Annotated in this window: 20 protein-coding genes; 16 read left to right on the plus strand and 4 right to left on the minus strand. The window is 60.6% G+C overall.

Annotated features, from left to right (window positions below; all coding sequences use genetic code 11):
* Positions 1 to 40: 40 nt before the first annotated feature.
* A complete protein-coding gene (gene argH, locus LQ215_RS02080; protein WP_230147197.1) occupies positions 41 to 1,468 on the minus strand; it encodes an argininosuccinate lyase in 1,428 nt (475 codons plus the stop codon).
* A 294-nt stretch (positions 1,469 to 1,762) separates the two neighbouring features.
* Here argH (LQ215_RS02080) and LQ215_RS02085 point away from each other — a divergent pair, with 294 nt between their 5' ends.
* The 4 genes from LQ215_RS02085 to LQ215_RS02100 all read left to right on the plus strand — a co-directional run bounded on the left by LQ215_RS02085 (position 1,763) and on the right by LQ215_RS02100 (position 5,494).
* The gene (locus LQ215_RS02085) at positions 1,763 to 2,728 is read left to right on the plus strand and encodes a LysR family transcriptional regulator (RefSeq protein WP_230147198.1); all 966 of its coding nucleotides are present in this window, start codon (positions 1,763 to 1,765) and stop codon (positions 2,726 to 2,728) included.
* Positions 2,729 to 2,895: 167 nt separating this feature from the next.
* Positions 2,896 to 3,801, plus strand: a complete 906-nt coding sequence (gene gcvA / locus LQ215_RS02090; protein WP_230147199.1) for a transcriptional regulator GcvA — start codon at positions 2,896 to 2,898, stop codon at positions 3,799 to 3,801.
* A gap of 68 nt (positions 3,802 to 3,869) precedes the next feature.
* A complete protein-coding gene (locus LQ215_RS02095; protein WP_230147200.1) occupies positions 3,870 to 4,697 on the plus strand; it encodes a DMT family transporter in 828 nt (275 codons plus the stop codon).
* Between the two features lie 35 nt (positions 4,698 to 4,732).
* On the plus strand, positions 4,733 to 5,494 hold the full coding sequence (locus LQ215_RS02100; RefSeq protein ID WP_230147201.1) for an SDR family oxidoreductase: 762 nt from the start codon (positions 4,733 to 4,735) through the stop codon (positions 5,492 to 5,494).
* Positions 5,495 to 5,525: 31 nt separating this feature from the next.
* Here LQ215_RS02100 and LQ215_RS02105 read toward each other — a convergent pair whose 3' ends face one another.
* Positions 5,526 to 6,428 (minus strand): LysR substrate-binding domain-containing protein, encoded by a 903-nt coding sequence (locus LQ215_RS02105; protein ID WP_230147202.1) that lies wholly within the window; start codon positions 6,426 to 6,428, stop codon positions 5,526 to 5,528.
* Between the two features lie 239 nt (positions 6,429 to 6,667).
* Here LQ215_RS02105 and LQ215_RS02110 point away from each other — a divergent pair, with 239 nt between their 5' ends.
* The 6 genes from LQ215_RS02110 to LQ215_RS02135 are packed head-to-tail and all read left to right on the plus strand — an operon-like array spanning position 6,668 to position 11,889.
* Entirely contained in the window at positions 6,668 to 7,513 is an 846-nt protein-coding gene (locus tag LQ215_RS02110; protein WP_230147203.1) for a transporter substrate-binding domain-containing protein, read from the plus strand.
* A 12-nt stretch (positions 7,514 to 7,525) separates the two neighbouring features.
* Positions 7,526 to 8,188: an amino acid ABC transporter permease gene (locus LQ215_RS02115; RefSeq protein WP_230147204.1), complete on the plus strand. Its 663-nt coding sequence runs from the start codon at positions 7,526 to 7,528 to the stop codon at positions 8,186 to 8,188.
* Between the two features lie 7 nt (positions 8,189 to 8,195).
* Positions 8,196 to 8,915: an amino acid ABC transporter permease gene (locus LQ215_RS02120; protein WP_230147205.1), complete on the plus strand. Its 720-nt coding sequence runs from the start codon at positions 8,196 to 8,198 to the stop codon at positions 8,913 to 8,915.
* A complete protein-coding gene (gene argH, locus LQ215_RS02125) occupies positions 8,885 to 10,387 on the plus strand; it encodes an argininosuccinate lyase (RefSeq protein ID WP_230147206.1) in 1,503 nt (500 codons plus the stop codon). Before LQ215_RS02120 ends, argH (LQ215_RS02125) begins: the two co-directional genes overlap by 31 nt.
* Entirely contained in the window at positions 10,384 to 11,124 is a 741-nt protein-coding gene (locus LQ215_RS02130; protein WP_290369068.1) for an amino acid ABC transporter ATP-binding protein, read from the plus strand. The genes argH (LQ215_RS02125) and LQ215_RS02130 overlap by 4 nt, the downstream gene beginning before the upstream one ends.
* Positions 11,125 to 11,142: 18 nt before the next feature.
* Positions 11,143 to 11,889, plus strand: a complete 747-nt coding sequence (locus LQ215_RS02135) for an amino acid ABC transporter ATP-binding protein (RefSeq protein WP_290369069.1) — start codon at positions 11,143 to 11,145, stop codon at positions 11,887 to 11,889.
* A gap of 245 nt (positions 11,890 to 12,134) precedes the next feature.
* Here LQ215_RS02135 and LQ215_RS02140 read toward each other — a convergent pair whose 3' ends face one another.
* Complete coding sequence (locus LQ215_RS02140; RefSeq protein ID WP_230147207.1) at positions 12,135 to 12,527, minus strand: ester cyclase; 393 nt, start codon at positions 12,525 to 12,527, stop codon at positions 12,135 to 12,137.
* A gap of 219 nt (positions 12,528 to 12,746) precedes the next feature.
* Here LQ215_RS02140 and LQ215_RS02145 point away from each other — a divergent pair, with 219 nt between their 5' ends.
* The 4 genes from LQ215_RS02145 (at position 12,747) to LQ215_RS02160 (ending at position 15,973) form a co-directional block, all read left to right on the plus strand.
* Positions 12,747 to 13,172, plus strand: a complete 426-nt coding sequence (locus LQ215_RS02145) for a YciI family protein (RefSeq protein ID WP_230147208.1) — start codon at positions 12,747 to 12,749, stop codon at positions 13,170 to 13,172.
* A gap of 23 nt (positions 13,173 to 13,195) precedes the next feature.
* A complete protein-coding gene (locus LQ215_RS02150; RefSeq protein ID WP_230147209.1) occupies positions 13,196 to 13,603 on the plus strand; it encodes a VOC family protein in 408 nt (135 codons plus the stop codon).
* Between the two features lie 258 nt (positions 13,604 to 13,861).
* Positions 13,862 to 15,604 (plus strand): OPT family oligopeptide transporter, encoded by a 1,743-nt coding sequence (locus LQ215_RS02155; RefSeq protein ID WP_230147210.1) that lies wholly within the window; start codon positions 13,862 to 13,864, stop codon positions 15,602 to 15,604.
* Positions 15,605 to 15,781: 177 nt separating this feature from the next.
* The gene (locus LQ215_RS02160) at positions 15,782 to 15,973 is read left to right on the plus strand and encodes a nucleoid-structuring protein H-NS (protein ID WP_230147282.1); all 192 of its coding nucleotides are present in this window, start codon (positions 15,782 to 15,784) and stop codon (positions 15,971 to 15,973) included.
* A gap of 699 nt (positions 15,974 to 16,672) precedes the next feature.
* On the opposite strand, the gene LQ215_RS02165 is transcribed toward LQ215_RS02160, so the two are convergent.
* Positions 16,673 to 16,813: a hypothetical protein gene (locus LQ215_RS02165; protein WP_230147211.1), complete on the minus strand. Its 141-nt coding sequence runs from the start codon at positions 16,811 to 16,813 to the stop codon at positions 16,673 to 16,675.
* A gap of 574 nt (positions 16,814 to 17,387) precedes the next feature.
* On the opposite strand from LQ215_RS02165, the gene LQ215_RS02170 reads away from it, so the two are divergent.
* Positions 17,388 to 18,407 (plus strand): substrate-binding domain-containing protein, encoded by a 1,020-nt coding sequence (locus LQ215_RS02170; protein WP_230147279.1) that lies wholly within the window; start codon positions 17,388 to 17,390, stop codon positions 18,405 to 18,407.
* Complete coding sequence (locus LQ215_RS02175; RefSeq protein ID WP_230147212.1) at positions 18,395 to 21,418, plus strand: EAL domain-containing protein; 3,024 nt, start codon at positions 18,395 to 18,397, stop codon at positions 21,416 to 21,418. The genes LQ215_RS02170 and LQ215_RS02175 overlap by 13 nt, the downstream gene beginning before the upstream one ends.
* The last annotated feature ends 39 nt before the right edge of the window (positions 21,419 to 21,457 follow it).

Here is a 21,457-nt window from a genome sequence, read left to right on the forward strand (position 1 = left end):
ATCGCGAGCAAGCTCGCTCCCACAGGTCTTGTGTGCAGCTTCAGAGGCGCAAGCCCTGATAGTCCTCGGTCCATTGCTGCTGGGCGGCGAGGGCGGTTTTCAGCCGGCCGATCTGTTCGCGCACCTGCTGTGGCGCGGTCCCGCCCCAGCCGCTGCGGGCAGCGATGGCGGCTTCGAGGGTCAGGCTTTCGCGTACTTGCGGTGTGAGGCGCGGGTCGATTTCCGCCAGCAGTGCGGGGGAGGCTTCCCACAATTCGATGTCGTGTTTCTCGCAAACCTGGACCAACGCACCGGTGATCTCGTGAGCTTCCTTGAACGGCACGCCGCGCACCGCCAGCCAGTCGGCGACTTCGGTGGCGAGGGTGAAGCCCAGCGGTGCCTGGCGACGCAGTTCTTCGACGTTGACCTTCATGGTCGCAACCATTCCGGCCATGGCCGGCAGCACCAGCAGCAGGGTGTCGACGCTGTCGAGCACGCCGTGCTTGTCTTCGCTCAAGTCGCGGTTGTAGGACAGTGGCAAGGATTTGAGGGTAGACAGCAGGCCGGTCAGGTTGCCGATCAGGCGTCCCGCCTTGCCCCGTGCCAGTTCGGCGATGTCCGGATTCTTTTTCTGCGGCATGATCGAACTGCCGGTGGCGTAGGCGTCATCCAGCGCGACCCAGCGGAACTGCCGCGACGACCACAGGCAAAACTCTTCGGCCAGGCGCGAGATATTGATGCCGAGCATGCTGGCGATGAACAGGAACTCGGCGACGTGATCGCGACTGGCCACGGCGTCGATGGAGTTTTCGCAAACACCGCTGTAGCCCATTTCCTTTGCCGATTGCTGAGGCAGGCGCGCGATAGCCGAGCCTGCCATGGCCGCCGCACCGAGTGGCGACAGCGACGTGCGCACGTCCCAGTCCACCAGGCGCTGCACGTCGCGCAGCATCGACTGGGCGTGGGCCAGCAGGTGATGAGCAAACACGATCGGTTGTGCCTGTTGCAGGTGGGTGAAGCCGGGGCAGATGCTCTCGATGTGTTGCTCGGCCTGGTCCACCAGCGTCTGCTGCAAGCCCAGCACTTCAACGGCCAGGGTGCGCACGTGGTCACGCAGGAACAGCCGCAGGTCGTTGGCGGTCTGGTCGTTGCGCGAACGACCGGCACGCAGCTTGCCACCCAGCGCGCCGAGGCGTTCGGTCAGCAGGCGCTCGATGAAGGTGTGGACGTCTTCGTCATCCAGGGTCGGGGCGATGCTGCCAGCGCGAAAATCTGCGCCGATGCGTTCCAGGGCGTCGAGCATGGTCAGGGTTTCCTGCTCGCTCAGCAGCCCGGCGCGCTGCAATTCCCGGGCATGGGCCTTGGAGCCGGCCAGGTCGTACGGGGTGAGTCGGAAGTAGCGTTCAGGGCAACGGGACAGGGCCGCCAAGGCTTCGGAAGGGCCGCTTTTGAAGCGAGCACCCCAGAGACGGTCGGTGGGTTGGGACATTGTTGTTTTCCTCGTCGGTAACGCGAACTGAAAGGGGTAACCCGGGCCGCAACGTCGCAAAAAAGTAAGCGAACGAAATCAGGCCAGAGCAGTTTTCAAGGGGGCAGTTGCAACGGAGCGAGAGCTGATCGAAGTGTCAGCTTTTGATGTTTCGAGATCAGCGATTTGGCACTGATCTGCGGGATTTATTGGCGGTTGCCAAGCCTGCTTTTCTGTGTTCATTATTATTAGGCCAGCGTGTTTTTGTTGTTGGGCACAGATTGTTGAATAGGGCGCCAGAGGTAAATAAGCATTATGGAAACCCCACTTTCCAATTCCGGAAACCCGCCGCCGAAACCTCTGCAACGGGCCCCGTTAGCCCTCAGTGGCCTGGACTTCAAACTGCTCAAGGTGTTCAAGGCCGTGGTCGAGGCTGGCGGTTTCAGTGCTGCGCAAAATGAGCTGAATGTGGGGCTGGCAGCCATCAGCAAACAGATTTCCGACCTGGAGATTCGTATCGGCATGCGCCTGTGCACGCGGGGGCGAGAGGGCTTTCATCTGACAGAAGAAGGGCGTCTGGTGTATCAGGCGTCAATAGATTTATTTGCCTCGGTCGACAACTTTCGTGATCGCCTTAGTTCCGCACAAAACGAATTGGTCGGTGATCTTGGCGTGGGGGTTATTGATAATACGATCTCCGATGACAATTCGCCGTTAGTTGCTGCGCTTAAACGTATAAATGAACAGTCGCCCAAGGTCAGATTCCAACTTCAGGCCGCGCAACTTGATGAGGTTGAAAGAGGTGTCGTCGAAGGGCGGTTGGTGGCGGGAATTGTGCCGATTTATCAGAAACGCGAAGAGTTCGATTACTACGCACTTTACGAAGAACGCTCGGAGGTTTATTGCGCGCTCGGCCACCCGCTGTTCTCCCTGGCGGACGCGGACATGGGTGAGGATGTGCTCAAGGATTACGAGTGCATCAACCATCGCTACGCGATTCATCGCGACAAACTGAAATTTGCCCGCTACGACAGTTTTTCCGCCTCGGCAACCCAGGTGGAGGCCGTTGCTCTGCTGATCAAGACGGGGCGTTACCTGGGCTTCCTGCCCCAGCATTACGCTGCGGCGATGGTGGCGCGGGGAGAGTTTCGCGCGGTACGTCCGGACCTGTTCAACATCGTCACGCCGTTCAGTCTGATACTGCGCCATAACATTGTGCGCAGCCCCCTGGTCAAGGCATTTGCCCAGGCACTCGGCGTGGACTTAAAAGCCCCGGTTTGATTGTTTTTCGCGTTAAACACTAACGGATACTGGCGGCGAACAAGAGCAATAGACCAAGCTTGAAGCCCCAGCATTTACAACAGTACTAACGCTGTTCTACTGGAGCGCGCCTACAACGCGCCATACAAAGGCGCTAGCATGAGCGTTTACTCATAGCAGGGAACATCATGAGAAACCTCCCTCCTTCTTCGAGCTTGCGGGCCTTTGAAGCCGCTACCCGGCACACCACGTTCACTGCGGCAGCAGAAGAGTTGCATGTCACACAGAGCGCTGTGAGCCACCAGCTCAAACATTTGGAACAGCTTTGGGGATTGCCGCTGTTTCATCGCGGCAGCTCGCTGCACCTGACCTCGGCGGGAGCCGCGCTTGCGCCCATCGTGCGGGAGTTCTTCATGAAGCTCGAAGCCACCCTGGCCGATTTGCGTGAGCAAAACGGCAGGCAACGGCTGAGCGTCAGCACGACCTATTCCTTCGCCTTGAAGTGGCTGCTGCCCAGGCTGCCGGACCTGGCGCAAGCGCATCCGGAAATTCTGCTGACGCTGGACAGTACCGATAGCGCCATCAACTTCTCGACGACAGACCCGGACGTTGCGATCCGCCTGGGCAACGGTCATTTCCCTTCGCTGTTTTCGGAGTTTCTGTTCCGCGAGCAGATTTTTCCTGTCGCCAGCCCGGCTTTGCTTGCGCGCTTTGGTACGCCGCAAACGGCCGCCGAATTGCTGCGCTATCCACTGCTGACGCGCGATGGTGCAGCGCTGGTGCCGAAATGGGAGCAGTGGTTTGCCCAAGTGGGCGTCGAGGTCACGACCTTGAAGGAAAGCATTCGCTACGCCGACACCAATATGACCATCGAGGCGGCGTTGTTGGGACAAGGTATCGCGCTGGCACGCAGCGGGCATGTCGAAGCCGAGCTCAATGACGGCCGTCTCGAAAGGCTTTTCGAACTGCCGTTCGCCTCGCCTCTGGCGTATTACTTTGTCTGTCCCAAAGGGATCGAGACTCAGCCTCATATCGCCAGCTTTCGCCGTTGGCTGGTTACCCAGGCCCTAGACGCTCAGCACGCTTATGCATGAGGTTTTCATCATGCAGGGATGAAGAGACTTTGCTTTTATAGCGTGACTGGGGCGATCTAGGATGAGGCATGCCTTTAAACATCATCTGCCTCGTCTTGTTCGCCGCGCTACTCCACGCCAGCTGGAATGCCATGCTGCGCGGGGGCGCCGACCGTTTGTGGTCCATGACCATCATGTGCATGGCGATAGCCCTGGCGAGCGTCATTGCGGCGGTGCTGCTGCCTCCGCCCGCCCGTGCAAGCTGGTTCTGCATCGGACTGTCCGCGGTATTGCACGTGGGCTACAACCTGTTCCTGGTGCGCAGTTACAAGTCCGCCGACCTGGGCCAAACCTATCCCATCGCCCGCGGTGTCTCCCCAGTCCTGATTGTCCTGGCCGCTTCGCTGTTCGCCGATGAGCGGGTGTCGCCGAGTGGGCTGCTAGGCATTGTATTGGTGTCGACTGGAATCATCTCGCTGGCCTATACCGGGCGCCGGCGGGCGTTGCCTGACTTGCCCTACGCATTGGGAACCGGTTGTTTCATTGCCGCTTACAGCGTGGTCGATGGCATCGGCGTTCGCCTCTGCGGGGCGCCAATGGCCTACACCGCCTGGATGTGCCTGTTGTGGGGCGTGATGATGCCCGTGGTTTACATCGGACTGCGGGATGCCCGAAGCCTCTTTGCCTTGCGGCCAGGTATCGCCCTGGCCTCCGCGGGTGGGCTGGTTTCATTACTGGCCTACGGCGTCGTGATCTACGCCATGGCCCATGCACCAATGGGGGCGGTGTCCGCCCTGCGAGAGACCAGCGTCATGTTCGCCGCTTTGATCGGATACGCCTTTCTTGGCGAAGCATTGACCTTGCGCAAGCTGCTGGCCTGCGCCGTCATTGCCCTCGGTACGCTGGTTATCGGTTGACGTTGCTTGTTTTCATTTAGCCGTGAGGATTGACCATGAATGATCGTTCGCAAAAACCCGTGATCCTGATCACCGGAGGCGGGCGCGGGATCGGCGCGGCGACTGCCATTCTGGCTGCTGAGCAAGGTTACAACGTCGTGCTGACCTACATCGCCGATCAAGCCTCGGCGTTGGCGGTGGCAGAACAGGTCGAGGCCAGGGGCGCCCGTGCCTTGGCGGTACGTGCCGATAACGCGGATCCGGCGCAGATCGCCGAACTGTTCGCCACCGTTGACCTGCGCTTCGGGCGCATCGATGTGTTGGTCAACAATGCTTCGATATTGGCACGTCAATCGCGCTTGGAGGATCTTGGCTTCGAGCGCATGCAGCGAATATTTGCGGTCAACACATTGGGCCCGATGCTCTGCGCGCAGCAGGCGACCCGGCGCATGGCCTATCGTTATGGCGGGCGTGGCGGTGCGGTCATCAATGTTTCCTCGGCGTCGGCCCGCCTCGGTAGCCCGAATGAATACGTGGACTACGCAGCGTCCAAGGGCGCGGTGGAAACGTTCACGACGGGCTATGCCAAGGAAGTGGCCCGGGAGGGTATTCGTGTCAACTGCGTTCGCCCCGGGCATATCTACACCCAGATGCATGCCAGTGGCGGAGAACCGGGCAGAGTCGACCGGGTGAAGGACACGATCCCGATGGGGCGTGGTGGCCAGCCGGAGGAGGTGGCGCGGGCCATTCTCTGGTTGGCGGGGGCGGATGCTTCGTTTGTGACGGGCACCTTCCTGGATGTGACCGGAGGGAAGTAGACCGGTTAGCAAGGTCGTTTTTGGATGACATTCACTGCCAATCCTTCGCCACCTCAGCCAGCATCTCATGGATCAATTGCCCGAACCGTTGCGTCAGCAGGCTTTGCGGCCTGTCTGCCGGTAGCAGCAGGTAGGTCGAGAAGCGTATTTGCGGGCGGAAAGGGCGGGTTTCGATGCCGGTGTGCAGGTACTCCAACGCGACGATCGGGCTGACGATGCTGACCCCCAGGCCCAGCCCCACCAGCGAGCAAGCGGTGGCGGCATAAGGCGTTTCCAGGCTCAGCTTTCGATGGCCTCGGTCTTCGGGAAACGCGCGGTCGACCCGGGCGCGAGAGCCGTCATTTTGCGACAGCGAAATGAACTCCTCGCCTTTGAGATCCTCCGGTCCGATGCACGCCAGTGCGCTCAGTCGATGGCCTTTGGGGAATACACAGACGCCCGGCACGTCGCAGATCACCTTGGTCGTCACCCCCGGCATGTCCTCGCCGACGTAAGACGCCAGCCCCAAGTCGCAGAACTGCGAGGCCGTCCAGTGGGCGACCATTGGCGAGTCGTTGGTATGAAGCGAGATCGCGACGTCCGGGTTCTCCTGGCGAAAGCGCTGGATCACGCGGGGCAACACCGTCAGCGACAGGGAAGGGACCGCGGCGATACGCAAGCGCCCCGTGCCGGCGCGCCGGATGTTCTGTGCGGACTTCTCAAGGCTGTGCAGGCCGATGAACGCCCGTTCGACATCGGCGAATAGCGCGGCCCCCTCATCGGTCGGTAGCAGGCGACCGGCAACCCGCTCAAACAGCTTGAAGCCGGCGTTGCGCTCCAGTTGGGCGATCAATCGACTGATGTTGGGTTGGGAGGTATGCAGGGACTCGGCCGCGGCGGTCATCGAGCCACTCAACATGACTGCGCGAAAGGCTTCGACTTGTTTAAAGTTCATGGCATCCCATATCAATTTGGTATGAATGACTGATCAATTGTCATTTGTTTGCATGAGCGACAGGCTTTATAAATCTTTACATCGACGTGAACGCGAAGGCGGGAACGGCGATGCGGTTCGAGCATACGGCAGTCATAAGCATAAAAAAACGCCGCTCTTTATCTCATTTCTGCCCTTGTATTTCATGGTGTCGAGCAGCCTTCAGCCGATCGATACCGATATGTAAACCAGGAGGCATCATGTCGTTTTCATTCAAGATTCTTGGCAGTGCGCTGGCGTTCTCGTGCCTGGCGCTGGCTGGTTTGACCCAGGCTTACGCGAGCGGACTGCCTGCGGTTCCCGATGAGATCAAGGAGGCCGGCCAACTGCGTGCCGGCGTGCGCTGCGATCAACCACCCTATGGTTTCCAGGACGGCAGCGGCCAGTTCGCCGGCGTCGAAGTGGAGATGGCCAGGCAGATTGCGCTGTGGTCGCTGGGCTCCAAAGACAAGGTGTCGTTCACTTGCGTCACGGCGGAAAACCGTGTCCCCCAGTTGCTCGGGCGCAAGGTCGATTTTCTCATCGCGACCTTGGGCGTGACCCCTGAACGCCTGCGTGTGATCGACTTCAGCACGCCGTACCGTTGGGGCGCCAGCGACGTGGTGGTGAAGAAGGACAGCAAGATCCAGAAGATCGCCGACCTCAAGGGCAAGACCCTCGCCACCCTCAAGGGCTCGGTGCAGGCCAAGTGGTTCGAGGACCACATGCCGGAGGTCAAGACCTTGCGCATGAACAGCGCCGCCGATGCGCTGCAGACCTTCCGCCAGGGCCGTGCCGATGCCTATACCCATGACGCGGCGACGCTTGTGGTGGTGGCAGACAACGACAAGGACGCGCGCCTGCTCAACGAGCCGTTCCAGATTTCCGATGCCGCGATCGGTGTGCGCAAGAACGACGAGGCCTGGCGCGACTACCTCAGTGCCGCCATCGCGCGCATGCACGAGGAGAAGCTGTTTCGTGGCTGGATCCAGCAATTCGTGCCGCAAGGCATCCAGGGCTACTACATAAGCGTCTTCGAGCAGCCCAAGCCTGCCGAAGCCCTTTGACGGATGTCAGCCATGGATTTCGATTTCAACTACCTGCTGGCCCAGTGGCCGGCGCTGCTCGACGGCGTGCTGATGACGTTGCGGGTGTCGCTGCTCGCCATCGGTTGCTCATTGCTCGTCGGTGTCCTGGGCGGCGCGGCGGGGGTGATGAAGGTGCCGGTGCTGGCGCAGGCCGTGGCGCTGTATGTGGAGCTGATCCGCAACACGCCGATCCTGGTGCAGTTGTTCTTCATTTTCTACGGGTTGCCTGCCATCGGCCTGGGGCTGTCGTTGTTCTGGTCGGGCGTGTTGTGCCTGTCGCTCTGGGCCGGGGCCTATCAGATCGAGAACGTGCGGGGAGGGCTGGCTACGGTGGAACATGGCATGCGTGAAGCCAGCGTGGCGCTGAGCCTCAAGCCCGTGCAGTACTTCTTCCTGGTGGCCTTGCCCATCGCGTTTCGGACCAGCCTGCCGGCGATGTTGAACACCGCCATTTCGTTGCTCAAGAACTCCTCCTACCTGCAGGCCATCGGCCTTGCCGAGCTGACGTTCGTCGCGGTGGATCGCATTGCCACGGATTTTCGTGCCATCGAGATGTTCAGCGCCATCTGCGTGATCTACCTGGCGCTGGTGGGGATCCTGGCATTGCTGACGGGACGGCTCTCGGCCCGCTTGCAACGACCTTTCCAACACTGAGGCCAGTATGAATTTCCTGATCGAAAACTGGGCCTTCGTTTGCAAGGGCCTGTGGATGACCCTGCGCCTGGCGTTGGTGGTGCTGCTGTTCACCACGCTGATTTCCATCGTCCTTGGGGTGCTGGCAACGCTGAAGAATCGCCCGTTGCGCTGGACGATCCACGGTTACGTCGAGCTGTTTCGTTCGATCCCGCTGATCGTCAACGTGTTCTTCATCTTTTTCGGTGCGCCGATGCTGGGGCTGGACTTGAGCCCGTTCGCGGCGGTGACCACCGGGCTGACCCTGTGGGGCAGTGCCAATGGTATCGAGATCGTGCGCGGTGGCCTGGAGTCGGTGGCTCGCCATCAATGGAAAAGTGCCTGGGCATTGGGCCTGCGGCCCTGGCAAATCTATCTGTACGTGATCGCGCCGCAGTCGATGCGCGCCATCTTGCCGGCGTACACCGGCCTGCTGACCATGCTGGTACAGGCCACGTCCTTGGGGGCGCTGGTGGGTGTTGGCGAATTTCTCAAGGTCGGCCAGATCATCATCGAGCGGGACACCGTCATGACTGGTGTGAGCCCTGCATTCACGGTCTACGGACTGGTGCTGCTGGTGTATTTCGTTATCTGTTCACTGCTGAGCTGGCTCAGCCGTTTTCTCGAACGTCGGCTGGGTCGCCCAGTGACGCGTGCCACTCCTAAAGAGGTTTCAACATGCAAGCATCCAAAGTCAGCCGGCGCCTGAAGGAAACCACCGCGCCGGAGGTCAACGAGTACATCTACCGGCCGCGCCTGCAGGGCTTCGCCGAGGGGTTCGACCAGTTGGGCAATATCAACAAGGCCCACATCGTCATGCTTGCCGAGCAGGGCCTGATCCGGGAGGAGCACGCCGCGGTGTTGGCCAGGGGCGTGCTCAAGATGGAGGAGGCCGGGCCTGGCGAGGTGACCCTCGACCCGTCCCGTGAAGACGCCTATTTCAACTACGAGGCCCACCTGATCGGGCAAATCGGTACCGACATCGGCGGCCGCCTGCACACCGGCCGCAGCCGCAATGACATCCTCGCCACGCTCGACCGGCTGCGCTGCCGTGAAGTGCTGATGGACTTGATCGATGCCTTGCTGGAAGTCCGGCAGACAGCCGTCAACAACGCCGAAGTGTTCGCCGATGTGGTGATGCCGGGTTATACCCACCTGCAACCGGCGCAGCCGATCACCTATGGCTATTACCTTTCGGCGGTGGAGCAAGCGCTGGCCCGTGATTGCAAGCGCCTGACCCAGACCCTGGAGTCGATGAACCAGAGCCCGTTGGGCGCGGCGGCCTTCGCTGGGACACCGTTCAACATCGATCGCGGGCGCACTGCCGAACTGCTGGGTTTCGACGGTTATCTGGACAATGCCCTGGACGCGGTCGGCTCGCGGGATTTCATTCTCGAAAGCCTGTCGCACCTGAGTCTGTTGGCCGTGTTCTGGAGCCGCGTGGCCCAGGACTATTTCGTCTGGAGTACCCACGAATTCAGCCTGATCGATTTCCCCGACAGCGTGGCGGCGACGTCGAGCATCATGCCCCAGAAGAAAAACCCCACGGTGCTGGAATACCTCAAGGGCCGCAGCGGGCACATCGTCGGCCTGCTGATGGGCGCGAGCATCAGCATCAAGGGCAGCAATTTCTCCCACACCGGCGACGGCAATCGCGAGAGTACCCGTGGGTTCTGGGAGGCCGCCGAGGAAAGCCTGCGCTGCCTGAAACTGTTGGACCTGGTGTTGCGCACCGCGACGCCGAACATCGAGCTGGCCGTACGCCGGGCGGGCGAGGATTTTTCCACTGCCACCGGCCTGGCAGACCTGATCGTGCAGGAAGCGGACCTGTCGTTTCGCGAGGCTCATCATGTGGTGGGTGGGGTGGTACGCAGGGCCATGGATGCGGGCATGCTGGCGCACCAGATCGACACCGCCATGGTTGACGCCTGTGCCTTGGAGCAACTGGGGCACACACTCAACCTGCCAGCCCAGAAAGTGCGCGATTGCCTCGACCCGACCGCCAATGTGCAGGCGCGGATTTCGGCGGGTGGTCCGTCGATGGCTTCCCTCAAGCCGAGCCTGTTGCGCGCCAACACCCGCATCGCCACGGAACGCCAAGCCAACCAGGCCCGTCGTGATCGCCAAGCGGCGGCCCGGGAACGTTTGCAGGCAGCGACCCGGGCGCAGGCGGGGCTATGAGCACGATGCTGACGGTACGCGGGCTGCACAAGCGATTCGGTGATCACGAGGTGGTCAAGGGCGTGGACCTGGACGTGGCTGAAGGCGAAGTGGTGGTGATCATCGGTCCCAGCGGCTCAGGAAAGTCCACCTTCATTCGTTGCCTCAACAGCCTCGAAGCGCCCTCGGCAGGCAGTGTGGTGATCGGCAACGGCGAGTCGATCAAGGCCGGTGATCGCAAGGCGCTGGCGAAGCTGCGGGAGGAGGTGGGCATGGTGTTCCAGGACTACACCCTGTTCCCGCACATGTCGGTGATGGCGAACATGATCCTGGCGCCGGTCAAGCTCCAGCGCGCCTCTAAAGCCCAGGCGAAAAGCGATGCGCTGGCGCTGCTGGACCGCGTCGGCCTCCGGCACAAGGCTGAGGGCTACCCGTCCGAACTGTCGGGTGGTCAGCAACAGCGGGTGGCGATCGTCCGCGCCCTGGCCATGAAGCCCAAGTTGCTGCTGTTCGATGAACCCACCTCGGCGCTGGACCCGGAAACCGTGGGCGATGTGCTGAACGTGATGAAGGGGCTCGCCGCCGAAGGCATGACCATGATCGTCGTGACCCACGAAATGGGCTTCGCCCGGGAAGTGGCGGACCGGGTGGTGTTTTTCGACGGTGGACGGATTGTCGAAATGGGGCCGCCAGCGCAGATTTTTACCGCACCCAAAGAAGCGCGGACACGGCAGTTCCTGCAAGCGGTCCTGCACTAGAACAACGGGGAGTTGGTGATGAATGAAGTGATCGAAAGCATGATTCGCATGGAGGGCGTGCACAAATGGTATGGCCAGTTCCAGGTATTGAAAGACATCAACCTGAACGTTAGCCAGGGCGAGCGTATCGTGCTGTGTGGCCCTTCCGGTTCCGGTAAGTCCACCACCATCCGCTGCCTCAACCGCCTGGAAGAGCACCAGCAGGGTCGCATCGTGGTCGACGGCGTGGAACTGACCCACGACCTCAAGCAGATCGAAGCGATCCGCCGAGAAGTCGGCATGGTGTTCCAGCACTTCAACCTGTTCCCGCACCTGACCATCCTGCAGAACTGCACCCTGGCGCCGATGTGGGTACGCAAGATGCCCAAGCGCAAGGCCGAGGAAATCGCCATGCATTACCTGGAGCGCGTGCGCATTCCAGAGCAGGCGAACAAATACCCGGGGCAGCTCTCCGGTGGTCAGCAACAGCGCGTGGCCATCGCCCGTGCCCTGTGCATGAAGCCGAAAATCATGCTGTTCGACGAGCCGACCTCGGCCCTCGACCCGGAAATGGTGAAAGAAGTGCTGGACACCATGATCGGCCTGGCCGAAGACGGCATGACCATGCTCTGCGTGACCCACGAAATGGGCTTCGCCCGTACCGTGGCCAACCGCGTGATCTTCATGGACAAGGGCGAAATCGTCGAACAGGCCGCGCCGAACGACTTCTTCGACAACCCGCAGAACGACCGCACCAAGCTGTTCCTGAGGCAGATCCTGCATTAACCGAGTTTGCGCCGCTGGCCAAGGGAGGGTCAGCAAACGGCTTTCTCGAAGGGACGAACGGGCACACCCCGATAGAACGACCAAATGGCGAGCCCCTGCACGACGACCGCTGCTGTCACGACGGCGACGATGGCGTGATTCGGATCGGTGAAGAGGGAGCGCACCAGGCCGAAACAGGCTGGGGCGAAGTCGACAATAGTAGCTGATCCCCCAAGCCGATCATCGCCAGGATGAACGTGCATCCGCTACGTTGATTGGAGCTGAGCTTCAATCGCTTGCTTGTCGATAATCGACCAGACCTCGCGGATCCTGCCGTCCTCGAACCCATAGAAGACGTTTTCCGTGAAGGCGATCCGTGCGCCATTCACCGCAAGCCCCAGGAACTCCCCAGACGGCGTGCAATTGAATGCCAGGCGAGCCGCCAACTTGGGTGGGTCGATCACCAGGAATTCGACTTCAAAGCGTAGGTCGGGAATGTCCCGATAGTTCGCTTCCAGCATGCTTTGATAGCCATGCAACCCTAATCGCCTCGCGTTGTGAACCACCTCCTGGTGCACAAAAAGGCCCAGGTTTTGCCAATCCTGTGCATTCAGGCAGGTAATGTAGTGGTTATAAATATCGGCAAGATTCGAAGTCATGGGGACGGATTCTCCGCTACGTGTCTGTTCCAAAAGCATAGTCATGCTAGAGCTTCGGCCTACTCTCGACTTCACGGGGAGGAGGCTAGGCTCTCCCTGGCGGCCAACGGCGTCGAAAAATAATCGCGTCGACCTGTCGATTTCGGCCAATGCCATTCGATTAACCCATAGAGCCGCCACACGGACGGCTTGATCCATCCATTCTCAGGAGATACCAGCATGCGATTTATGGTGATCGTCAAAGCCAGTCCGGAATCGGAAGCCGGAGAAATGCCCAGCGAAGAACTGCTGGCCGCCATGGGTGCCTACAACGAAGAACTGGTCAAGGCCGGGGTGATGCTCGCCGGTGAAGGCCTGCACCCCAGTGCCGAGGGCGTGCGCGTGCGGTTTTCCGGTCGGGACCGGACGGTGATCGATGGGCCCTTTGCTGAAACCAAGGAGCTGATCGCCGGTTTCTGGATCTTCAAGGTCCAGTCATTGCAGGAGGCCATCGACTGGGTCAAGCGCTGCCCGAACCCGATGGTCAGCGACAGTGAAATCGAGATCCGCCAGATCTTCGAACTCGAGGAGTTCGGCGAGTCCTTTACCCCCGAGTTGCGCGAGCAGGAAGAACGCCTGCGGGCGCAGATGTCCGATCAATCGTGAAACCGGCAACAGGAGATCCCACCATGAGAATCATTCCTTACCTGACCTTCAACGGTCACTGCAAGCAAGCCTTCGCCTTGTATAAGGAGGTATTGGGCGGCGAGCTGTTTTCCATGTCTTTTGCCGAGGCCCCCGAGGAAACCGGGATGCCCAAGGACCCCAATCTGATCCTGCACGCTTGCCTGACCGTCGGCGCTTTCAGCCTGATGGCCTCCGACTGCCCGCCAGGACAACCCTATAGCAAACCGCAAGGCGTTTCGGTCTCCCTCAATGTCGACAGCGTGGAGGAGGCCGAGCGGCTGTTCAATGGCTTGAGTGCCGGTGGCAGCGTGTACATGCCCTTGGATAAGACCTTTTGGGCGGAACGCTTTGCCATGTTCGAAGACCGTTTCGGGATTGCCTGGATGGTCAATTTCGAGGGGGCAAAATAGGTCGAGCGCAACCCATGGATGGACGACTCGGGTGCGCACGCTCCAGGGTTTTGCCTCGGTCAGGTGAACCTTGCGCCGATACTGCGTTCACTTATGGAGTTGCCGTTTTAAGTGGTCCTGTGGGAGCGAGCTTGCTCGCGACGGCGGTGGATCAGTTGCAGGGATAGAGACTGACACTGCGCTATCGCGAGCAAGCTCGCTCCCACAGGGGGCCATGTCTGAATCTGACGGCTGTCTCCGTGCCGACAAGGACTTCGCATGCATCCAACCTCGTCCACATTCCCCTTGAACACCGCCGTCGAACGCGAGCTCAGCCCGCGTGCGGTCAGTACGGGCATCGTCCTCGGTATCCTGCTGACACCTTCCAATGTCTATGCCGGGTTGAAGATCGGCTGGTCGTTCAATATGTCGATCATCGCCTTGCTGGTTGGCTATGGCATCTGGCAAGGCTTGGCGAGTCGATCGGTGGGGCGACTGCCCTGGACGCTGCATGAAAGCAACATCAACCAGACTGTGGCCTCTGCCGCTGCGTCGATCATTTCCGGTGGGCTGGTCGCGCCCATTCCGGCCTATACCTTGCTGACCGGCCAGCAGTTGGACGCCATTCCCATGGTGGCCTGGGTCTTTTCGGTAAGCTTCCTGGGGATCTGGATTGCCTGGTATCTGCGCCCCTCGCTGCTTAACGACAAGGCGCTGAAATTTCCCGAGGGCATGGCGACCCTGGAAACCCTGCTGCATATCTATAATCACGGCCACGAAGCCGCGACGCGCTTGAAGGTGTTGCTCAGCGCCGCGTTGCTGTCCGGGCTGGTGAAGGCGCTCGACACCTTCATGTGGGCCATCCCGCGCTGGTCTCCGAGTGCCCAACTGGAGCGCCTGACCTTTACCGCCGACCCTTCGCTGTTGTTGGTGGGGTTCGGCGGGATCATCGGTATTCGCGTGGGCCTGACCCTGCTGCTCGGTGCCGTGCTGGCGTGGGGCGGGTTGGCGCCGTGGTTGCTGGCGCAAGGCTTGGTGCAGTTGCCGCATGGCAGCAGCGGCCCGCAGTTCGCGGCGCTGGTGGAGTGGTTGCTTTGGCCGGGGGTGAGCCTGATGGTCTGCTCGACCCTGGCCTCGTTGGCGATTCGCTTGTGGGCATTGCACCGGTCCACCAAGGCGGACGGCGGGGCGATCTGGACGATGCCCAAGCCAGGACCTGCCTTCGGATTCGTACTGTCGATCATCCTGGTGGTGAGCCTGCAAGTGCTGTTGTTCGGCATCAACCCGTGGATGGCCTTGTTGACCATTCCCTTGGCGATCTGCCTGGCGGCGGTGGCCGCCCGAGTGGTCGGCGCCACGGGCATTCCGCCGATCGGGGCCATCGGCCAATTGTCCCAGTTGAGTTTCGGCATCGTTGCGCCGGGGCAAGTGCCGATCAACCTGATGAGCGCCAACACCGCCGGCGGATCGGCCGGGCAGTGCACCGACCTGATGAACGACTTCAAGGTGGGCCGCGCGATTGGCGCTACGCCACGCAAGCAGTTGATCGCCCAGACCTTGGGGATTTTCGTCGGTAGCATCGTCGGGGTGTTGGCTTACCTGGCCCTGATCCCGGACCCGCAAACGATGCTGCTCACCGAAGAGTGGCCGGCCCCGGCAGTCGCCACCTGGAAGGCCGTGGCGCAAACCCTGACCCTGGGGCTGGATTCATTGTCTGCGAGCATTCGCTGGGCAATTTTCATCGGCGGCCTGGTCGGTTTGTTGTTGGGGATCCTCGACAGCCTGCTCCCGCCGCATCGGGCTCGCTACCTGCCAAGCACGGCGGCCTTGGGCCTGGCTTTTGTCTTGCCGGCCTCGGTGTCGCTGATGATGGCCCTCGGTGCGGTGCTGACGTGGCTGGTGAGCTGTCGCTGGCCGAGCCTCACCGAACGCTTCGCCATCACCGCGGCGGCGGGGTTGATTGCCGGGGAGAGCATTACCGGGGTGGGGGCGTCGTTGTGGCAGATGCTTGGGAATGGGTGAGATGGAGTAACTATCGACGGTTGGGGTCCGTCAATGCGATGGGCGCGCTTCAGAGTGGTGTGTATATCCGTTGCTGCGGTAACGGCGGCTTATGGTTCCGCTCTTACAGCGGGTCACTTTCGAAAAGCCGGAATGCCGGCCCAGGCGAAAGTAACCAAAGCGCTCATGCCCCACCACTTGGCACCTCGCTTAGGCTCGGTGTGCCCTCACTCCGGCATTGCTCCGTGGGCCCGCCGCGAAGGGCCATCCATGGCCCAGCGCGGCTATCCCGGCATCCATGCCGGGATGCCCACTGCACAATGCCTGCGTTCGGCCAGCGTGGTTAACGGGGCGCCCGAGATCAACGTCCACCACGAGGCGGCCTGGTAGCCGACCTGGTTCTTGGTGGGACCGCGTTTTCTCCTGTGGAAGCGGGCTTGCTCGCGAAGGCGGTGTCACAGTCGATGAAGAGGTTGGATGTGCCGACTTCATCGCGAGCAAGCCCGCTCCCACAGGTTTTGCGGTGTACATGGATTTTGTGTCTGCTGAAGATCCCCTGTGTACGAGCTTGATGGCGATAGCGAAGGCTCAGACACATAGATGCTGGCATGTGTCCCGCTCTTGCTCTTGCTCTTGCTCTTGCTTTGGACTTTGATCTCGGCGCCCCGTCAAACCACGCTGGCCGAACGCAGGCATTGCGCAGTGGGCACCTCGGCATGGATGCCGAGGTAGCCGCGCTGGGCCATGGATGGCCCTTCGCGGCGGCCCACGGAGTAATGCCGGAGTGAGGGAATGCCGAGCCTAAGCGAGGCACCGAGTGGTGGGGCAAGAGCGTTTTGCTTACTTTTGCGCTTCTCAAAAGTGAGCCGCCGTCAGGGCGGAACCCTAAGCCGCCGTTACCGAAGCAACGGATATACACACACACACACCTAAGCAGCAATTGAGCCCGCCAAACCGTCTGGTTCAGGTCTTCCCTGCCAATTGATACCCCTCAATCGGCCGGTTCAAGGCGCGGTGAGCAGCCCCAAGACCGCTCAGTCCACGAAAGCTGGGAGGTTGAGTTTTTCATTGGCAACGAGGGTCAAATCGCTAAGGCTGGCCCGTGGTCTTGGTGGAGACAATCTTGCCGTAACCTTCTACCGGCAGTGTCTCATGGACCACCAGCGTACGTTCTTTGCGGCACTTGAACTTCACCCCTTTGCGCGGCGCCATGACTTTGGTTGTCTCCATGCACATTGCCTTGGAAGCAAAGGTTGGCCCTGGTTGTCGCTGCTCGATACAGCCTTCGAAGCCACTGCAAATCGTCATCACAACAAAATAAACAGTCATCATCTCGGTGTCGCTCCATTGAGTGATGCGATTGATTTACATCCTGTAGTCCAGGTCGGCGGCCCAAACGTCTTTCGGGGTTGCCTGGCGATGATGAGCTTGGGTTTAATGCCCCAGCAATGGCACATGGATACCGCGCGTCGGGAAACCGTCATCGTATTAATTTATTTTTTTATTGTGGTTAACTTCGCCAATAACTTGGCGTCACCCGGGCTACATGGACGTCAGCAGAACCGACTATCCTTTTGGAACAGCGCATTCTTGGCAAAGAGACGTCATGCCAGACTTAGATCGCACCACCGGCCCCAGACATGGCATCACATGCGGTGATCGAACCTGTTCGATCGGGCCCAGGTTATTCAGGTCCTGGCGACTGCAAATGGCTTCAATCGTGGTTTCCTGTCTATTCACGGCAACGTCCGGGTACGGCCAGGACCTGCCAACCGCAGCGAGTCTTGAAAACACCACGGTCACGGTGCTTCAAGCGCAGGAGGTCGTTGCCAGGGCCACCCTTGGCGCCGTGCGCTGGAGCGGCCCTGTAGCTGGCCCGCAAGCCCAGCGGGGCAAGAGCATCGCGCTTGTCGCAGAAGATTTGCGTAACGGCGGCATCGTCGGCGTCGCGCAGGGGGCCCGGGAGGCCGCCAGCGCGTTGGGCTGGACGCTGAAGATATTCGATGGTGCCGGCTCATCGGCCGGGCGCGCCAAGGCCTTTTCCGATGCCCTGGCCGCGAAGCCCGATGGCCTTATCCTGTGCGGCTCCGATGCCCTTGAGAACAAGGCGGCACTGCTGCTTTTCGCCAACAAGAAGGTACCAGTGGTTGGCTGGCACGCCGGGGCAAGCCCGGGGCCGATTGACGGCACACCGGTGGCGATGAACGTCACGACCGACCCGCTTGAAGTGGCGCGCCTCACGGCCATGGCGGCAGTGGCGCAGTCAAACGGCCGCGCCGGCGTGGTCATCCTGACCGACTCCAAGTACAGCATCGCCATGGCGAAAGCCAAGGCCATGGAAGACGTCATTCGGGCCTGTCGAGAATGTACGTTGCTGGAGGTGCGCGATGTGGCGATCTCCGAAAGTGGCGAGAAGATGCCGGCGATCACCAAGGAATTGCTTCAGCGCCATGGCAAACGCTGGACCCATGCGTTGGCCATCAACGACATCTATTTCGACTACTCGATTGCCTCGCTGACCAGCGCCGCCATACCCAGTGACGGCATCAGTCTGTTGTCTGCCGGGGATGGCAGCGCCTCGGCTTTCTTGCGCATACAGGCAAAGACCTACCAGACCGTGACGGTGGCCGAGCCTCTCAACCAGCATGGCTGGCAAGTGATGGATGAATTGAACCGGCTGTTTGCAGGCCAGCCGGTGAGCGGTTTCGTCGCGCCGATTCACCTGGTCAATGCCGACAATATCGCCTTCGATGGCGGGAAAAAATTCCAGTACGATCCTGACAATGGCTATCGAGACATCTATCGCCACCAATGGAATCCCTGACGTTGGATATGACTTCCCGGTTTGGACGCCAGCTATTGCCACAATCGCTGCGCGCACAATTCACCCTGGCGTTCCTGACGCTGGCGCTGCTGATCCTGGCAGCGGGCGCCACGGCGGTCTACGCGTTGCGCACCTCAAACAGCGCCACTGGCCAGTTGACGGATGAACGACTGGTCCGCATGCAAAATGGGCAAGACATGGTTCAGCGCACCTTGCTGATCGAACGCCAGACCGATCAGCTGCTGACAACCCGTTCCCCCGACATCCTGCGTTCAAGCTATGCGGCGACCGTCGAACAGCTTGAAGCCCTCGATCACCGGGTGCAGCAACTGACTGCCGCGAACAGCGGCGTGGCGATACTCGACATGCATCAGTCGAGTCAGATGTTCCGCAATACCGCCAACATCGTTGCGCAACTGCGAGAAAGCCTGCTGCAAACCGAGGTCAGCTTCGAGCAGGCCCTGGAGGACCGCACCGCTCGATTAACGGCGACCAACACCCGGGCCAGCCTGGAACTGGCGGTGCTGCTTTTCGATTTGCCGCAGGCGGTTGACAGTGAGGCCGTACAACGGCTGCAGACCCGATACGAGCGTTTGTCACGCACCGCAGGCACGTTAACCGACGCTGATGTCCAGGCGCCGGATCTCTTCTCCCTGCGCCAGACGCTCATCAATCAGCAGGAGGCCCTGCAGCGCTTCAATGAGCAACTCAATAAGGAGGCCGGGGTCCTGGTCGCGCTGGCTCGCGAGCAATCGAGCGCCTACACCGAAGATTATCGCGAAGCGGTGCAGCGCCTGGTCGAGGCCTCCAATCGCAGCCAGCAATGGGTGCTGATCATGTTGGGCGCCAGCCTGATGTTCGCCTGGTTCGTGACCCGGGTTTTCATGGGCCGCCATGTGCTCGTGCGCCTGAATGCAATTAGTCGGCAATTGCGTCAGGAACACACGGACAAAACGCATCTGTTGATGGCCGACCATGGGAAGGACGAGATCGGCAACATGGCGCGGGCGGTGAATCAATTTCTCGAAGACCGGCTTCAGCTGGAGAAAAGAACGGCCCAACTGAGTATCGCCACGGAGCGGCTTGCCGTGCAAAACGACCGACTGGAGCAAGAAGCGATCATCCGTACCGGACAAGGTCATGTCCTGGAACTGATCGCCAGGAGCACCGAGCTTACAGAAGTGCTCGACAGCCTGGCTCACCTGGTCGAGTCGCAACTGGAGGGCATGAAGGTGTCCATCCTGGTGCTGGACGAGGAGGGCAAGCATTTGCTGCACGGGGCTGCACCCAGTTTGCCGAAAGCCTATTGCCAGCTTATCGACGGCATTGAAATCGGTCCGAACGTCGGTTCATGTGGCACCTCGGCGTATCGACGAGAGCCGGTCATCGTCACGGACATCGAGCAGGATCCACTATGGGAAGCATACCGTTCACTCGTTGCGCCCTATGGGTTTCGCACCTGCTGGTCGACGCCGATCCTGTCCCATGAGCGCAAGGTCTTGGGTACATTTGCCTTGTATGCCAACACCGTGCGCAGCCCCAGCACAGCCGAGACGCAACTGATCGACATGGCGACACCGCTTGCCGGTATTGCGATAGAACGCCAACTGACCGAAAAGCGCATTCGCTTCATGGGCGACCATGACGCCCTGACCGGGCTGCCGAATCGCACGCTGCTCGAAGACCGCCTCAAGCAGGCGATGCTATATGCCCAGCGCTACAATCGGCTGGTGACCGTGGTATTTCTCGACCTGGACAAGTTCAAACTGGTGAATGACAGCCTTGGGCACAGTGCCGGGGACGAACTGCTGAAAACCGTCGCCCAGCGCCTGCTGGGGTGTGTGCGGCGTACCGACACCGTCGTGCGACTGGGTGGCGACGAGTTTGTGATCATCCTGTTCGACCAGCCCTCGGACCTGGACGGCGTGACGCCAGTGCTGCACAAAATCCAGGAAGCCATCCTGCGGCCGATTCTACTCAGCGGCCATACGCTCCACGTTACCTGCAGCATGGGACTGGCCACATATCCGGCCGACGGCAGCGATACCGACACGTTGCTCAGCAATGCGGACGCCGCCATGTACCGGGCCAAGGAGCTGGGGCGCAACAGCTTCCAGTTCTATACGAGCGAGATGAACAACAAGGTCCAGGGCAAGCTCGCCATGCAAGACGGTCTGCGAAGCGCACTCAACAATGACGAGTTCCTGCTGCTGTACCAGCCGCAAGTGGATTTGCAGTCAGGCCAGATCATCGGCGTGGAGGCATTGATCCGCTGGCAGCATCCGGAGCTGGGCATGGTCTCTCCCATCAAATTCATTCCCCAGGCCGAAGAGACCGGGTTGATCGTGCCCATCGGCGATTGGGTGATTCATACCGCCTGCAGGCAGAACAAGGCGTGGCAGGATGCCGGCTGGCCGCCGATCACCATGTCGGTGAACATTTCCGCCCGACAATTCATCGAAAGAGACCTGATCGACCGGGTGATGCATGCCTTGCAGGAAACCGGCCTGGACCCGATGTACCTCGAGCTGGAGCTGACCGAAAGCCTGATCATGCAGGATCTCCAGCAAGCCATCAGCAAAATGAAGGCCCTGCAAGCCATGGGGATCAGCCTCTCGATCGACGACTTCGGCACCGGCTACTCCAGCCTCGCCGCATTGAAAAGCTTCCCGATTGCGCGACTCAAGATCGACCAGTCGTTCGTGCGCGATCTGCCCGACAACGAGAACGACAAAGCCATTGCCACCGCCGTGATTTCGTTGGGGCACAAGCTGAACCTCAAGGTCATTGCCGAAGGTGTCGAAACCCAAGAGCAGCAAACCTTCTTGCGTGATAACGGCTGCGATGAAATCCAGGGATACTTTTTCAGCCAAGCGGTCAGTGCGCAGGAAATCGGTTTGTTGCTGCGTACGCACCGGGAGCCTCAAGCGAGCCGTATGGCGAGCCCTGGTTCGCCCAGGCAAAACAAACGCGATGTAAAACGCCCGAGCGGTCCAATGCCTGGGCATTGATGACGCAGCGTGCTGCTGCTCGGCCAGGTGCGTGTGTCG

Origin of the sequence: Pseudomonas brassicacearum, from assembly GCF_918698105.1 — a bacterium.
Taxonomy (GTDB): Bacteria; Pseudomonadota; Gammaproteobacteria; order Pseudomonadales; family Pseudomonadaceae; genus Aquipseudomonas; species Aquipseudomonas brassicacearum_F.